14 protein-coding genes and 1 other annotated feature are annotated in these 16,141 nt (G+C 40.7%); of the genes, 2 read left to right on the top strand and 12 right to left on the bottom strand.

Going from position 1 to position 16,141, the window contains the following annotated elements; all coding sequences use genetic code 11:
- Window positions 1-23: 23 nt before the first annotated feature.
- From V7266_RS05185 to V7266_RS05165, 5 genes are all read right to left on the bottom strand, one after another.
- Window positions 24-368 (bottom strand): ArsR/SmtB family transcription factor, encoded by a 345-nt coding sequence (locus tag V7266_RS05185; protein ID WP_335466363.1) that lies wholly within the window; start codon window positions 366-368, stop codon window positions 24-26.
- Window positions 369-794: an SRPBCC family protein gene (locus V7266_RS05180; RefSeq protein ID WP_335466361.1), complete on the bottom strand. Its 426-nt coding sequence runs from the start codon at window positions 792-794 to the stop codon at window positions 369-371. It abuts the gene before it with no gap.
- A 119-nt stretch (window positions 795-913) separates the two neighbouring features.
- Complete coding sequence (speD, locus tag V7266_RS05175; RefSeq protein WP_335466359.1) at window positions 914-1,723, bottom strand: adenosylmethionine decarboxylase; 810 nt, start codon at window positions 1,721-1,723, stop codon at window positions 914-916.
- 153 nt (window positions 1,724-1,876) lie between these two features.
- Complete coding sequence (locus tag V7266_RS05170; RefSeq protein ID WP_335466357.1) at window positions 1,877-2,596, bottom strand: pseudouridine synthase; 720 nt, start codon at window positions 2,594-2,596, stop codon at window positions 1,877-1,879.
- On the bottom strand, window positions 2,586-4,217 hold the full coding sequence (locus V7266_RS05165; protein ID WP_335466355.1) for a putative polysaccharide biosynthesis protein: 1,632 nt from the start codon (window positions 4,215-4,217) through the stop codon (window positions 2,586-2,588). The genes V7266_RS05170 and V7266_RS05165 overlap by 11 nt, the downstream gene beginning before the upstream one ends.
- A gap of 202 nt (window positions 4,218-4,419) precedes the next feature.
- Between V7266_RS05165 and V7266_RS05160 the strand changes: the two genes are divergently transcribed.
- Window positions 4,420-5,703: an NAD(P)/FAD-dependent oxidoreductase gene (locus tag V7266_RS05160; RefSeq protein ID WP_335466353.1), complete on the top strand. Its 1,284-nt coding sequence runs from the start codon at window positions 4,420-4,422 to the stop codon at window positions 5,701-5,703.
- 519 nt (window positions 5,704-6,222) lie between these two features.
- On the opposite strand, the gene V7266_RS05155 is transcribed toward V7266_RS05160, so the two are convergent.
- On the bottom strand, window positions 6,223-6,408 hold the full coding sequence (locus V7266_RS05155; RefSeq protein ID WP_144564628.1) for a sporulation protein Cse60: 186 nt from the start codon (window positions 6,406-6,408) through the stop codon (window positions 6,223-6,225).
- A gap of 139 nt (window positions 6,409-6,547) precedes the next feature.
- Here V7266_RS05155 and V7266_RS05150 point away from each other — a divergent pair, with 139 nt between their 5' ends.
- A complete protein-coding gene (locus tag V7266_RS05150; protein WP_335466351.1) occupies window positions 6,548-6,946 on the top strand; it encodes a hypothetical protein in 399 nt (132 codons plus the stop codon).
- Window positions 6,947-7,005: 59 nt separating this feature from the next.
- Here the strand turns inward: V7266_RS05150 and V7266_RS05145 are convergent, their stop codons facing one another.
- The 6 genes from V7266_RS05145 to V7266_RS05120 form a co-directional block, all read right to left on the bottom strand.
- Window positions 7,006-7,320 (bottom strand): rhodanese-like domain-containing protein, encoded by a 315-nt coding sequence (locus tag V7266_RS05145; RefSeq protein ID WP_335466349.1) that lies wholly within the window; start codon window positions 7,318-7,320, stop codon window positions 7,006-7,008.
- Window positions 7,321-7,385: 65 nt separating this feature from the next.
- Entirely contained in the window at window positions 7,386-9,803 is a 2,418-nt protein-coding gene (gene leuS / locus V7266_RS05140) for a leucine--tRNA ligase (protein ID WP_335466348.1), read from the bottom strand.
- Window positions 9,804-9,846: 43 nt separating this feature from the next.
- Window positions 9,847-10,069, bottom strand: a binding site (T-box leader).
- A gap of 138 nt (window positions 10,070-10,207) precedes the next feature.
- Window positions 10,208-12,001 carry a carbon starvation protein CstA gene (gene cstA, locus V7266_RS05135; RefSeq protein WP_335466347.1) on the bottom strand — a complete coding sequence of 598 codons (1,794 nt, stop codon included), beginning with the start codon at window positions 11,999-12,001 and terminating at the stop codon, window positions 10,208-10,210.
- Between the two features lie 139 nt (window positions 12,002-12,140).
- Window positions 12,141-12,887, bottom strand: a complete 747-nt coding sequence (locus V7266_RS05130) for a LytR/AlgR family response regulator transcription factor (protein ID WP_335466345.1) — start codon at window positions 12,885-12,887, stop codon at window positions 12,141-12,143.
- Window positions 12,862-14,640, bottom strand: a complete 1,779-nt coding sequence (locus V7266_RS05125) for a sensor histidine kinase (RefSeq protein ID WP_335466418.1) — start codon at window positions 14,638-14,640, stop codon at window positions 12,862-12,864. Before V7266_RS05125 ends, V7266_RS05130 begins: the two co-directional genes overlap by 26 nt.
- Before the next feature lie 130 nt (window positions 14,641-14,770).
- On the bottom strand, window positions 14,771-15,955 hold the full coding sequence (locus V7266_RS05120; protein ID WP_335466343.1) for an MDR family MFS transporter: 1,185 nt from the start codon (window positions 15,953-15,955) through the stop codon (window positions 14,771-14,773).
- Window positions 15,956-16,141 lie beyond the last annotated feature (186 nt).

Raw genomic sequence — 16,141 nt, 5'->3', positions numbered from 1 at the left:
ATATCACTTTCTTCTTTTTTATTTTACTTTCTGTTTTCTGAATCTGCATCGTCCGTTTCTAAGAAACGGCCCAGTGCTCCCAGTTTATTTTCCCAAAATAACTCAAAATATTGAAGCCAGTCTTTTAGTTCAGCTAGAGGATCAGGCTGCAGCTTGTACCGTGTTTCTCGTCCAACCTTCCGTTCCTTCACCAAACCCGCCTCGGATAAAACTCTTAGGTGTTTAGAAACGGCAGTCCGGCTAATGGGAAAGTGTTCAGTTATCGCTGTAACTGGCATCTCTTGGGTACTTAGAAGTTTTAATAGTTTTCGGCGGGTTGGGTCAGCAATCGCTTGAAAAACATCATGTTTGACTGAGGAAGCTGCCATTTACGCCTCAACATATGCTTGAAGCTTTTTCACGAGGCCTGCCCAGCCTTGGTTCATGTTATCACGAATTGGTGTATGCGGTGCACCAAATTCCGTAACTTTATTAACATCCCACCCGCCATGGATCAATGTTAGCTCTGTTTTATCTTCCAAATCTTTTAATTCAAAGGTTAAGGTCCAGTCTTTTCCCCAATTAAATGAAAGACGATTTGGCGGATCTACCTGTGTTACCTTACATGGAGACATCCCAAATTGACCTGCATTAATATGAAACTCATGACCTTCTACAGGCTTAAGGTCATTCGGCATAAACCACGCGCTAAGCCCCTCTGCTGTTGCGACCGCATCCCATACTTTAGCAATTGGTGCATTATAAACAACCGTATATTTAATATCTTCTAATATTGCTTGTGACTTATTTCCCACCTAAAATCCTCCTCAAATTACATGTGAAATTACAAAACCATTTGGTTTCATATTTAAACTATATAACACCATTTGGTTTCACGTCAAGTATTTTTAAAGAGCTCGTATTTCTTGAGCTCTCAAACAATATTTGTTCCATAAAAAATTTCATCCATCTCAATCTTTAATCTCCGTGTTATTTCAATATGTTCTTCCGGAGTAAGTTTTTCTTTTTTATAGCCAAATAAATAGTTATTCAGATCAAATTCCCGGAGCTTGCATTTTGTATGAAAGATGTTCTCTTGGTAAACATTGACATCAATCATATCAAACATTTCACCAACATCTTCAGGAATATAGTTCTGTATTGAGTTGATTTCGTGATCGATAAAAAGCTTGTGGCCGCTTTTGTCCCTTGTAAAACCACGAACTCGGTAATCAATTGTCATTACATCTGTTTCAAATGACCTGATTAGATAGTGAAGGGCCTTTAGCGGGGAAATCTCTCCGCACGTTGAAACATCAATATCTGCTCTAAAGGTACTGATTCCTTCATCTGGATGAAACTCTGGGTATGTATGGACCGTAATATGACTTTTATCCAGCTGCATGACCAATGATTCCGGCAGCGGCCCTGGTGATTCTTCAAAGGATTCCGATGGAACATCATGTGTCACAGGTCCTTCAGACACTAATAGTGTCACGCTAGCACCAGCCGGTTCAAAATCTTGATAGGCTACATTTAATACGTGGGCCCCAATGATGTCAGCGACATCCTTTAAAATCTTTTGCAGTCTTTCTGCACTGTATTGTTCGTCAATATACTTTAAATAGGCTTCCCGTTCTTCTCTCGTCTTTGTAAAACAAATATCATACATATTAAAACTTAACGACTTGGTTAGGTTATTGAAACCGTGTAACTCAATAGCCTGATCGTGTGTCAGTTTCATAACTGTTCCCCCTCCGCAACACTTCTTTAATGAATGCGTATTTACATGTATGGTACCCATTTTTAAGCTTCGCTACTATTATTTCAACTGAATTTCCAATTTAGCAGCTACTAAAAAAACACAAAAAAGCAGCTAATATTAGCTGCTTTCTGATTATCTCACTTGATACTCCCGCAATAACTCCACTTCATCATCCGTTAATTCCCGATATTCTCCGAGCTCCAGGGTTTCATCTAACGGAAGCGGCCCCATGGAAATACGCTTCAAGTAAACGACCCTTTTCCCAACGGCCTCAAACATCCTTTTTACTTGATGAAACTTTCCTTCTGTAATGGTCAGCTCAATATCAGAGCGGAGCCCAGATTTGAGTATTTTCAATTCACCAGGCTTTGTTTCGTATCCGTCATCAAGGATTACCCCTTTGGCAAAGGCTTTTATATCCTCTTCCGTTACTTCTCTATCAATAACAGCAAAGTAGGTTTTCGGCACATGCTTCTTCGGTGACAATAAGCGATGTGCTAATTGTCCATCATTGGTTATCAGTAATAAACCTTCTGTATCCTTGTCCAATCTCCCGACCGGAAAAGGCTCATAGACTTGATCCTCAATCTCCAACAGATCAATTACCGTTTCTGCAGCACTATCCTCAGTCGCCGACAAGACCCCAGGAGGCTTATTCATCATTAAATAAATAAACTCTTTGTATTCAATCACTTCACCATTTAAGGTCACAGTTTGATTCTTTTCATCCACATGCTGTTTCGCATCTTTCACGATTACATCATCTATTCTAACGGCACCGCTTTTTAAAAGCTGTTTTACTTCTTTCCGGCTGCCGTAGCCAAGATTTGCTAACATCTTATCAATTCTCAACACTTTGCCTCCTTCTTGGCAGCTTTAATTTAGTGAGGACACGCTCAATCTTGTTACCGAATAATCGAGTTGCAAGTCCAGATTTTAATCCTAAATAAAAATAGATGGCAGCCCCTGCAAAGGCACTAATTAAAATAATTAAGACAGATTGCATTTTGGATGCTGGAGATAAGAACAACGATAAAAATTTATACATAATCTCCGTGCCACCCCACATACAGCCTGCAAAAATGATAATCAACAGGCTTCTCCGCCAAACAAATCGATATTGATAGCGGGAAAAATACTTGATGACAATTAAATTAATAATAATTGAGGCCGTGTAGCCGATGGCTGTTGCCAATACTGCCCCTCTTGTTTCAAACAACTTCACTAATGGAATATTAAGAGTTAGTTTAACCAATAGTCCCACCAGTAAGCTTAAAATCGTATAACGCTGTTCATTAATCCCCTGCATGATCGCCGCTGTAACTGAATAAAGAGAAAATAGGATGGCTACTGGGGCATAGGCACCTAAAACCTGTGTTCCAAGGGCATCATGCTCATAAAAAGCTGTATAAACTGGCTCTGCTAATAAGGATAATCCAATCGCCGCTGGCAGTGTTAAGAATAATAACACCTGAAAGGTTTGATTTAATTGGTCCGTTAAGTTTTTACGGTCATTCTCTACATACGCCTTTGTAATGCTCGGAACGAGTGTTAACGAAAAGGCGGTGGCCAGGGAAACAGGAATAATCACAATTTTATGCGACTCAAAGTTCAAGATCCCAAAAGCTGTATCGGCCAATTTCTTTGACGTTCCCATTTCTACCAAGGCCTTGGTAAGGGTAAATTGATCGATAAGCTGGAATAATGGATTAGCAATCCCCACAAATACAAAGGGTGCTGCATAGATAAAGATTTCTTTATAAATCTCTTTCAGCGAAATATTGACCGTTCCCTTATCATTCACCAATAGCTCATCTAGATATGGCTTCCGTTTGTACCAATACCAAAATAGGACCACAAGTCCGCCAATCGCCCCTACAAAAGCGGCAAAAGTGGCAACACTTACAGCGGTTACCATTGACCCGTTTAAAAATTTCAAAACTACATAAGCCCCTACCAGCGTGAAGAGTATCCTAACGATTTGTTCCACAACCTGTGATGCTGCAGATGGCCCCATCGACTGATGCCCCTGAAAATACCCTCTAATCAAACTCATAAAGGGAACAAGGATTAAGGCAAAACTGACTGCCCTCATGACGGTAATCACATCATCCAGTTGACCTTTACCTGGATTACTCATTTCCGCTAATACAGGGGCAGCTAGATACATAATTAAAAAGGCAGCAAAACCTGTTAATGACATCACCATTAACCCGGATTTGAATAATTTTCTGCCAACCGCATATTCATCCAGCGCATTATATTTGGCAATAAATTTTGAAACAGCCAGTGGTACACCAGCTGTTGCGATACTAATAAATATCGTGTAAGGGACATATCCGTAAGAATAAAGCTGCGTCCCATGTTTTCCTACAATCTGATAAAACGGTATAACATAAATGAGTCCGATTACTTTAGAAAGTATGGTTCCTAACGTTAATATAAACGTTCCTCTTAAAAGCTTTGACTGCATAAAATCCCTTCCTACCCGAAAGATACGTTGATTATTCACAAAGAATAATCGACGTTTTTTGCACACTATTAGTAGTTTACAACTTCTTTTCCTTCGATGCTACTCACAGCTAAGTTATTTTACTTAAAAAAATGGCCATATTCGTTTTATTTTCACATGTTATGTTTATAATGAAATGAATAAATAAAAGTTGGTGGATAAAATGGATTACGATTGTATAGTCATTGGCGGCGGTCCTTCCGGATTAATGGCGGCCATTGCAGCAGGTGAAAAGGGAGCAAGAGTCCTCTTAATCGATAAAGGGGAAAAGCTCGGCCGAAAACTAGCCATTTCAGGAGGGGGTCGGTGCAATGTGACGAACCGGCTGCCCGTTGAGGAAATTATTAAACACTTGCCGGGAAACGGAAAATTTTTATATAGCGCTTTTTCTATTTTTAGCAATGAAGATATTATCCGCTTTTTTGAAAAACTTGGTATTGAATTAAAAGAAGAAGACCACGGGCGGATGTTTCCTGTCAGCAATAAGGCTCAATCAGTAGTGGATGCTCTTTTGGAACAGCTCGAAAAACTTCGTGTAAGAGTCTTTAAAAATAGTCCTGCGGCGGATGTTCTTTATGATAATGGGCATGTTTCTTCCGTTCTGCTGAAAGACGGTCAACAAATATCAACTAAATCAGTCGTAATCGCTGTGGGTGGAAAATCGGTCCCACACACAGGGTCTACTGGTGATGGTTACGCCTGGGCTGAAAAAGCGGGACATACCATAACGGAATTGTTCCCTACCGAGGTACCTGTAACCTCAGGTGAACCTTTTATAAAAAACAAAACGCTGCAGGGATTATCGTTAAGGGATATTAATCTTAGTGTATTAAATCCGAAAGGCAAACCCCTGATTTCACATCGGATGGATATGTTGTTTACCCATTTTGGCGTGAGCGGCCCGGCTGTTCTGCGCTGCAGTCAATTTGTGGTCAAGGCAATGAAGAAGTGGAATCTAAAAGAAGTCACGATGAACCTTGATGCTCTTCCAGACCGAAAAGAGGAAGAAATTTTTCAAGAGATTGTGAAACTCGTAAAAGGCGAACCTAAAAAGAGTATCAAAAACACCTTAAAAGGAATAGTACCCGAGCGTTATCTTCTATTTCTCTTAGAAATGAATGATATTGATCCTTCCGAGCAAGGTGGCACGATTTCTAATGAAAAAATTCGTGCGTTTGCAAAGGGCTGCAAACAATTCCAGTTCAAAGTGAATGGCACACTCCCGCTTGAAAAGGCATTTGTTACCGGGGGCGGAGTAACGGTTAAGGAGATTGAACCGCAAACAATGGCCTCAAAATTGATGGGCGGTCTTTATTTTTGTGGAGAAATCTTAGATATTCATGGTTACACAGGTGGATATAATATTACATCCGCCTTAGTAACAGGCAGGCTTGCTGGAACTAATGCGGCTCTTTCTGCAAAAAAAATCGGGGGTGAAAGGTTCTAATAGGTTCTTGTATAACCAGCTTTCAGAGTTTCAACGGGGGCTCATGGATGAGGATGACCTTGCATCTTCAGTCAGGTCTCGATAAATTTATAGTCAAGCCAGGCAAAGCATAGAGTAACTGTGCTTTAATAGATTTTAACCCATTCGGTTCTAATCCTGAGGCCACTTCGGACTGCATTGGGCCATTTTTTTCCTGGTCCTGTCCGAACCTGGGGCAACTTCAGACTGCTTTGGGCTATTTTTCCCTGGTCCTGTCCAAACCCAAGGACACTTCGGACTGCCTTAGGCCATTTATCCCCCGGTCCTGTCCGAACCTGGGGCAACTTCAGACTGCTTTGGGCTATTTTTTCCTAGTCCTGTCCGAACCTGAGGCAACTTCGGACTCCTTTGATTTATTTATACACTTTATTGTCCAAACCTAGCTTTACTTCTAATTAATATACACCAAAAAAAGCAGATCTATTAGGTGTTTACTGTCTGCTTTTTTGGTGTTATTTCTATATTCTTTTCTGTTGAGATCTACGACCGATAGATAATCATCGCTGAAAAGCAGTAAATCTGCTCTTCCTCTTCTTCTTCTGTCATCGCAGCCACATTGTACTTGATATCAACAAGGCTTTGATCATCAATTCCTTTTAAAAATCGATTCATCTCTTTTTCTAAATCTTTTTCATGCTCCCGGTCAAATAACTTTACTTGTATCACACGTCTCTCTCCCTCTTTTTTTTACTAGTATTCTCACTTTTTCAGAATTTTAAAAATAGAAAAACTATAAAAGTTAAGGTTATTTTAAGTTTGACCTTGTAAACTCTCTTTTGAAGTCATATAGAAAGGAGTATCTCAGGTGGATAAAAAACAAAAGATTTCTTGGGGAGTCAGCTTCGGCAGCTTAGCACTTGTAGCAGGAATGGTCTCCTATCTTGGGCTATCAAACGGCGGTAATAACAACAATCAAGTCGCTACTAATCAAGGACAATTATCAAATAACAATACAAATCAGCAGCCCTCACAAGGAGGATTTAATTCACACCAAGATCAGCAATCCGGACAGGATTCCAATAATTCCTGGGGCGGGGACAGTACTTCGCAATTTGATCAAAATCAACAAACACCGGATACTAACACCGATAACAGTGGACAAGGCTTTGATAATAGCAATCAACAACAGGATCAATTTGTTAACGGCGGAGAACAATTTTCTGGCCATCATCATGGATTTGATACCACTACAGGTGGAACCTGATTGGCAGCTAGAGAACATTCTGCAATTGAAACAAAAAACCGATTCCAAAACGGAATCGGTTATTCTGTGTATTCAGTTTCAAATGGCCAAGCTAGCATTCCGCCAATCATATTGCGGACTTTGTAACCTTGTTCTTGAAGATAATAGCAGACATTACCACTGCGGTGACTGGAACGGCAGATAAAAATGTATTCCTTATCTTTATCAAAATAGTCAAGGTTAGCAGGAATATCCCCCATCCGAATATGCTTTGCCCCCGGAATCATTCCAAAAACTACTTCCTCATCTTCCCGTACATCGACAAGCTCCAGTTTTTCCCCTGCCTCGAGCTTTTTTTGCAGTTCTTCTGGTGTAATCACTTTAATTTCTTCCATCCCATTCATCCCTTTCAGAAAAACATCCTCCATTTTACAGGAGGATGTTCAATTTTGCTTTTCGACTAATTCGCAACGATATTGACCAATTTACCTGGTACGGTAATCACTTTGCGAATTGTCTTGCCCTCGATTTGTTCCTTGACACGATCATCATCCATCGCAATTCCTTCCAAAGCCTCTTTCGTCGCATCTGTTGGAACCTTTAACTTTGTTTTGACTTTACCATTTACTTGAATGACAATCTCAATTTCATCATCGACTAATTTCGCTTCATCATATGCAGGCCACGCTTCATATGAAATCGTTCCGCTATGTCCTAGCTTTTCCCATAGTTCCTCGGCGATATGCGGACAAACTGGAGCTAGTAACTTAACAAAGCCTTCAATGTAATCCTTTGGAAGAACCGTTGCTTTATACGCTTCATTGATGAATACCATCATTTGTGAAATGGCTGTATTAAATCTTAACCCTTCATAATCCTCGGTCACTTTTTTCACAGTCTGATGGTACACTTTTTCAAGGTTTGATGCCTCTTCGTTTGGCTGGATTTTCGGACTTAACTCCCCGTTTTCTTCCACTAACAGACGCCAAATCCGATCTAAGAAGCGGCGGGATCCATCTAAGCCATTAGTCGACCAGGCAATTGATGCATCAAGAGGCCCCATAAACATCTCGTATAAACGCAGGGTATCAGCACCATGGCTAACAATAATGTCATCAGGGTTGACAACATTTCCTTTTGATTTACTCATCTTCTCATTGCCTTCGCCTAAGATCATTCCTTGGTTGAAAAGCTTTTGGAATGGTTCTTTGGTTGGCACCACACCGATGTCATACAAGAACTTATGCCAGAAACGTGCGTATAGCAAGTGAAGCACGGCATGTTCGGCACCGCCAATGTAAATATCAACTGGAAGCCAATGATTTAATTTTTCTTGTGATGCTAATTCTTGATGATTTTCTGGATCAATATATCGTAAATAATACCAGCAGCTTCCTGCCCATTGCGGCATGGTATTTGTTTCACGGCGGCCTTTTTTACCGGTTTCTGGGTCGACAACATTTACCCAGTCCTCAATGTTAGCAAGTGGTGATTCTCCAGTTCCAGACGGTTTGATGTCTGTTGTCTTTGGTAAGGTTAAGGGCAGCTGGTCTTCTGGAACAGCTGTCATGGTGCCGTCTTCCCAATGGATAATCGGGATTGGCTCGCCCCAATAACGCTGACGGCTGAATAACCAGTCACGTAAACGATAGGTTACCTTTTTCGTTCCAATTCCTTTTTCTTCTAGCCAGGCGATCATTTTTGAAATGGCCTCTTCTTTATCTAACCCATTTAAGAACTCAGAGTTGATATGCTCACCGTCACCAGTGTACGCTTCTTTCTCCACATCTCCGCCTGCCACGACTGGCTTAATAGGTAAGTTAAAAACTTTCGCAAATTCATAGTCACGCTCATCATGAGCAGGGACTGCCATAATCGCACCTGTACCATAGCTTACTAATACATAGTCAGCGATCCAGATTGGCATTTTTTCGCCATTTGCAGGATTAATAGCGTACGCACCGGTAAATACACCTGTTTTCTCTTTTGCTAAGTCTGTGCGCTCTAAGTCACTCTTCATTTTAACTTTATCTAAGTAGGCATCAACAGCCGCACGCTGCTCCACTGTTGTAATTTTTTCAACAAAGGCATGCTCAGGAGCCAGTACTGCATAAGTTGCACCGAATAAAGTATCTGGACGTGTTGTGAACACGGTAAAGGTTTCATCATGTCCATCGATCTTGAAAGTGACTTCAGCTCCTTCAGAGCGTCCAATCCAGTTTCGCTGCATTTCTTTTAAACTTTCCGGCCAATCTAGCTCTTCAAGATCTTCAAGTAACCGATCACCATAAGCCGTAATTTTTAACATCCATTGCTTCATCGGACGGCGCTCAACCGGATGGCCGCCACGTTCACTTTTTCCGTCAATTACTTCTTCATTGGCTAACACTGTTCCAAGTGCAGGACACCAGTTCACGGCTACTTCATCAATATAGGCCAGCCCTTTTTCCCATAACTTTAAGAATATCCACTGAGTCCATTTATAATAGTCAGGATCCGTTGTGTTTACTTCGCGGTCCCAATCATACGAAAAACCAAGTGATTTAATTTGTCTGCGGAACGTATTGATGTTCTTTTCCGTGAATTCTGCAGGGTCGTTGCCTGTATCTAATGCATACTGTTCTGCAGGCAGTCCAAAGGCATCCCAGCCCATTGGATGAAGGACATTATACCCCTGCATCCTTTTTAAACGGGAAAGAATATCTGTTGCAGTATATCCTTCAGGGTGACCTACATGAAGCCCTGCTCCGGATGGATATGGGAACATATCTAAGGCATAGAATTTCCGCTTATCATATTCTTCGCTCGTTTTGAACGTTTTTTCTTCTTCCCATGTTTTTTGCCACTTTTTCTCAATTTGTTCGTGATTAAAGCTCATTTTTGATTTCCTCCTATGATAAATAAAAAAACCCCTCATCCCAAAAAGGGACGAGAGGATTATATGTATCTTCCCGCGGTACCACCCACATTAGTGCCTAAACACTCGCTTCATTCGACCTTAACGCGGTAAACGGCAGCCATTACTGATTGTTCATGCCTGCAACTCAAAGGCGAGTTCATGATGTACTCGGTTGACTTTCACCAGCCGTCAACTCTCTAATCTGTCGAGTATGAATCATTACTACTCCTGATCACTGTTTTTTTAATATAAAGTATTACGGTTATTGTATTAAATTTTTTGCTACTATGCAAGCAAACATTTGCCTAAATTCAGGATGGACGAGTAAGGCCTTTTTTAAACATGAAAAGCAGCTGACTATTGAAGTCAGCTGCCCCATTATTCTATGCAACTCTTGAACCAATTTGAAAACGCGGGGAATTCCACATTGTTTTCCATTTTTTAATTGCTGTCACCATAATTATAATGCCAAGGACTAGCATGATAATCGATAGGACACCATTCAAGACACTGTACCCTGCTGCTGCTGGATTCAAGTAGACGTTTTTGACCATCCAATAGCCTGCATAATTAACGGTAACAAATAAATAGGCGAGAGGTACTAAACAAGTAAACATGTACCACCGTTTGTCGGCGATTTTTAGAATGACCGTTGCCCCAATGATTAGACCAATGGAGGCCATTAACTGATTCGATACTCCAAACAAGGCCCAAACCGAACCGATGTCTCCTGAGTAGAGCAGATATCCCCATATAAAGCAGGCTAAGGCACTTGCAAAAATGGAGCCCGGCAGCCAGTCTGTTTTTTTCAAAGGTTTATAGAACTCTCCAAAGAAATCCTGAATTAAATAACGGGCTACACGTGTACCAGAGTCAATTGCCGTTAAAATAAAAACAGCCTCAAACATAATGACAAATTGGAAGAAGTAGGAGGATAACTTGGCAAACCAAGGGATGGCAGTAAAGATATAGGTCATACCTACAGCTAATGTTACCGCACCGCCCGTTCTTCCTTCCAAGTTAATTCCAATCTCCTGGGCAAGCTTTGGTAATTGATCTACCTGCATTCCTAATGTCTTGAACACTTCAGGAGTTGAGTTAATCGCAAAATAATCTGCCGGCTGAAGAGCGGTTGCCGCAATTAATGCCATAATTCCTACGACACACTCCACTAACATGGCCCCAAAGCCAACCACCTTTATATCAGACCAGCGATCAAGCATTTTAGGTGTGGTGCCTGAACCAACAAAGGCATGGAATCCAGAAATCGCACCACAGGCGATCGTTATCGAGATAAATGGCCACACTGGACCGGCAATAACGGGCCCTCCCCCTTGTGTAAACTTCGTAAATGCTGGCATTTGAATGGTAGGATTAATAATGAATACCCCAATAATAAGAGCAATAAATACGCCGATTTTCATAAAACTGCTTAAATAATCCCGTGGAGCAAGTAAAAGCCATACGGGCAGTGCGGCTGCAAAGAAAGCATAGATTGGCAGAATAATGGCTAATGTTTTGGTATCTAGGGTGAGCCAATCCCCAATAATCGTATCTTGAATCATTGGTCCCACAAAGACACCGACCATAACAAGAATAAATCCGATTGTAGTCGTAATTTTTAAATTGCCTGTTTTCTTATAAAAAATCCCTACTCCCATCGCAATTGGAATGGTGATTCCTACTGAGAAAGTTCCCCATGGGTTGTTTTCCAAGGCATGCAATACGACCATTGATAATCCGGCCATTGTGATCGTAATGATGAATAGCATAGCAAGTCCAGTACAAAAACCTGCAACCGGACCTAATTCATCCTTTGCTACTTCTGATAAAGATTTTCCCTTTTTACGCATGGAAGCATAAAGTACCACGGCATCATGGACCGCCCCGCCAATAACAGCTCCAATTAACAACCAAAGTAAACCCGGCAGATAGCCAAATTGTGCCGCAAGGATTGGTCCAACCAGTGGACCTGCCGCTGCGATTGCTGCAAAGTGGTGGCCAAATGTCACCCATTTATTTGTTGGGACGTAGTCCTTTCCATCATTTAATTCGTGTGCCGGTGTCGGCTTAGAATCATCTAACTTTAAGACCTTTGCAGCCATGAAAGTCCCGTATAAACGGTAAGCAATCATTAAGATGCAAATGGAACCTATGACAACAGAAACCGCATTCATTTTCTTTCATCCTCCCCCAAAATTAATAGCTTATCTTAATCATATTAAATGAAAACGATAACATGTGTTTTTCAGGATAAGTTGCGGTAATCTGGAGCTAAAAGACAAAAATTCCTAAGTGAAATACAAAAAACAGCTGTTAAAATCCAAGCAGCTGTTTCAATTCCTTTGTATAGGTTCTGCTGACTGGAACCTTATCGCCGGATTTCATAATTAAATTGTAGGTAGAATTAAACCATGGTTCAATCTCGGTGATGCTATCAATATTTACTAAAAAAGCTCGATGAACGCGAATAATAGAAGTATTATGTAATTTTCGCTCAAATGTTACCAATGGTTCATTAACCCACAATTTTTGTTTTTCTGTCACAACAACCGTTTTTCCCTCCTGAGTGCCTATATAGACAATGTCATTTATTTGGAGTAACACGATTTTTTCATCAATTGAAACGGCTAGTTTTTCCGATCGCTCACTTTGAAACGAATGGGGCTTAGATGAAAGAGGTATATTCTGTTCACTGCTGCCCCCCAGCTTATAAAGCTTATCAATGGTTTTCTGGATTCGTTTTTCATCCATCGGTTTTAATAGATAATCAACAGCATTGAGTTCAAAAGCTTTAAGTGCATATTCATCAAATGCCGTAGCAAACACGATTAAAGGAGGATAGTCTAACTGATTTAATTGACTGGCTATTTCAATACCACTTTCATCTGCAAGCTGGATATCTAGAAAAATGACATCAATATCTAAGTTTTTCAATTTCCCGATTGCTGCTTCGACACAATCAGCTTCTCCTGTTACTTCAACCTGCTTACTGCGTTTGAGCAAATAGGAAAGCTCGTCTCGTGCAAGCGGCTCATCATCCACGATAAAGGCTTTTAACATTTTCTTCCCCCTGCCTTTGCCCTGTTAATGGCAATTTAATTACAACCCTCGTTCCCTTTTCTAGTCCACTATCAATCTGTAGCGATGCATCCTGCCCGTATATCTCTTCAATTCTCTTTTTAATATTCCATAAGGCTGTTCCAGTTCCTTCGACAGAATCGACTGTTTCATTTCCTAATACTGCAAGTTTCTCCTCTGTTATCCCTTTTCCATCATCCTCTGTAACTAGAACCATTCTCCCCTCATTTTGAAAGGCCCTTACTCGAACGGTTCCTGTTTTGTTTTTTGAAAAGGCATAGCGAATCGCATTTTCCACCAGGGGCTGCAAAGTAAATGGCGGTATTAAGACCTCTTCTAATGAAGGATCAATTTCTAAATGCACTCTATAGCGGTCAGGGAATCTTGCCTGTTCAATCGACAAATAGGCCTCGACATGCTCGAGCTCTTTTTCAAGCGGAATCAACATTTGACGAGCACCTTGGAGATTACTGCGAAAGAAAACACTTAACTGAATTAATAACTTTCTTGCTTGGTCTGCATCCTTTCGTACCAGGCTTGAAATGGTATTAATCGCATTAAACAAAAAATGAGGGTGCACTTGGGCCTGTAGAGCTTTGATTTCTGCATCTTTTAATAAGCGCCTCTGCCGTTCTAATTCAGCCATTTCAAGCTGCCCAGAGAATAATTTCCCCAAACCTTCTGCCAGCTCCTGTTCAACACGATCTAGTTTGCTAGAATTAGTAAAATAAAGCTTCAAGGTTCCGACGGTTTTATCATCTACCTTAAGAGGTAACACAATGGCTGCTTCTAATGGGCAATTTGGGTTAAAGCATTGAATTTCTTTGGCTGATTTTGCAATTAAGATTCTACCCTGATCCAATACCTTTTTGGTTAATTCGGTGGCCATCGTTCCGGACGGAAGATGGTGATCGGAAGCAGCTCCAACATGGGCTAATACTTGCTGTTGATTGGTGATCGCGATGGCATCTGCCCCCGTCCATTTCAAAATAATCTCCGCCGCTTTTGTACAAGAATCCTTATTCAAGCCCTGGCGAAAAAAGGGCAGTGTTTGATTAGCAATATATAATGCTTTATGCGTCTGCAATGCCCGTGTTCGTTCCTGCTCTTGAAAAATATCCTGAATTATAAGTAAAAATAAAAGTGTCCCAAAACCATTAATCGCAATCATCGGAAAGGCAATTAGTTTTACAAGATTAAGGGCTTCATCAAAAGGCTTTGCTAATAAAAGAATAATTCCCATCTGGAGACATTCCATCAAAATCCCCATGATAACAGCTTTAGAGGTAGAGCCGCTTTCCTCTATTTTAAAACGCTTACTTAAAAATCCCGTTACGACTCCTGCAAAAATGGTCGAGACAGCACAGGCAACCGCGGTGAATCCTCCAAGCGATAATCGGTGCAATCCAGCAATAAACCCTACTCCAATTCCGATCATCGGCCCGCCAAGCAAACCGCCAATTACTACACCCATGATCCTTGTGTTCGCAATAGCACCGGCATTATCAACGTCTGTCAGCCAATCTTGTGACGTAACCATCCCATGGCCTATTTCTACACCGGTATAATTGCTGATGATCCCGAAAGCACCAAATATAGCAATTATCGTTACTTTTGCTGCTATCCCCCGTTCATTATGGATAACCTGCCGAAACGATTTCATTCTTGATAATATGAACGCAACAATAATTAAAATACCAACCCGCTCTAGCATGAGAGGAAATAAGGTAAGCATATCATCCCCCACTTTCATCCTCCTCTTCAAACTACTATTCTATAGAATTACTATATCAAAAAATAAGATAGAAGAGCATTTTTTATGGATAAAAGAAAACCACAGTAATTTGGACTGTGGTTAATAAAAATTATATCGTTTTTGCAGTTACTTTCTCTTTATGCCGCAAACCGCGGTCATAGACTAATGTTGTACCAATCGCAATGATAAATAACATGATTAATACAGTAAATAAAGTAGACATATTAAAGTGGTCGACCAGTAATCCACCAAGCACTGGACCAATCATCCTTCCGCCCGTGGCAGTACTGTTCACAATTCCTTGATAATAACCTTCACGGCCTTTTGGCGCTAACGCAAAAGCAACCGTTGGAACTGCCGGCCAAATGAACATCTCACCGATCGTTAAAATAACCATAGCGGCTAAAAAGCCTGAAAAAGTACTGGCCTTCCCTGCGACGATAAACGAAATAATAAAAATCCCAATACCAATCAGAACTTGTATTTTCAATGATGAGTTAAGTGCTTTTAGGATCCCGTTTAAAAACGGCTGCCCTAGGACGATAATCGCACCGTTAATGGTCCATAGTAAACTATATTGTGTGAGTGTGATATTGATTTCCTGTGTATAAGAAGCAATCGTTGTGATCCATTGACTGTAGGAAACCCAGCAAAGCAAATAGCCTAGACACAAAATCATTAAGGCTTGGAGATTCATTCTGCTAACTGCCTTTACATTTACTTCCTTGTGTTCTTCATGTGCTGGTTCTACAGAGATCCCTTTGTATCCAAGAACAGCAATCAATAAAAAGATGACATACATGATGGTGTTCGCCAAGAAAATGAGTTGAAAGGAATAGTCAGCGACAATTCCACCCAGTGAAGCCCCTACAGCAACCCCCACATTTTGTGCTACATAAAGAGCATTGAAGGATTTACGGCCACCCTCTTTCCATACGGAACCAGCCATCGCATACATGGCAGGAAAAATAATTCCTGTTCCAAACCCCACGATGGTTAAGAAAATAACGTATTGGGGCCAGTTATGCCAGATGGATAAACAAATAAGAGCTAATAAGGAAATAACAATCCCTAGAATAATAGATTTATAGCCGCCGATTTTATCAAATAAATGACCGCCATACAGGTTACCGATCACATTTGCTCCAGAATTAAGCATTAGAACAATACCGGCAACAGATAAAGATTTTCCCAAATGATCGTGAATATAGATTGTATTTAAAGGCCATAAAAAAGAAGAGCCTATTACATTCACTGCCATCCCGATAATTAATAGCCATAAGGCACGTGGCATGAAAAACGCTCCTTTGCGATAAACATTTCATTTTCCAAAGATACATTGTATTCCATTAACAGGATGGGTGCAATCTTTTTCGTTTTACTCTCTTTTTTATTAATAATTCTGTTTTTTCAAAAGATAAGAGCAGTTCTTACCCCCTGTAGGCGTTTGGATTCCAGGGCTTCGACAGTTATGAATGGT

The organism is Neobacillus drentensis, assembly GCF_036965645.1.
GTDB lineage: Bacteria > Bacillota > Bacilli > Bacillales > Cytobacillaceae > Neobacillus > Neobacillus drentensis_D.
Note: the sequence above shows the minus strand (reverse complement) of the source record. Positions and strands in the feature narration are given on the sequence as shown.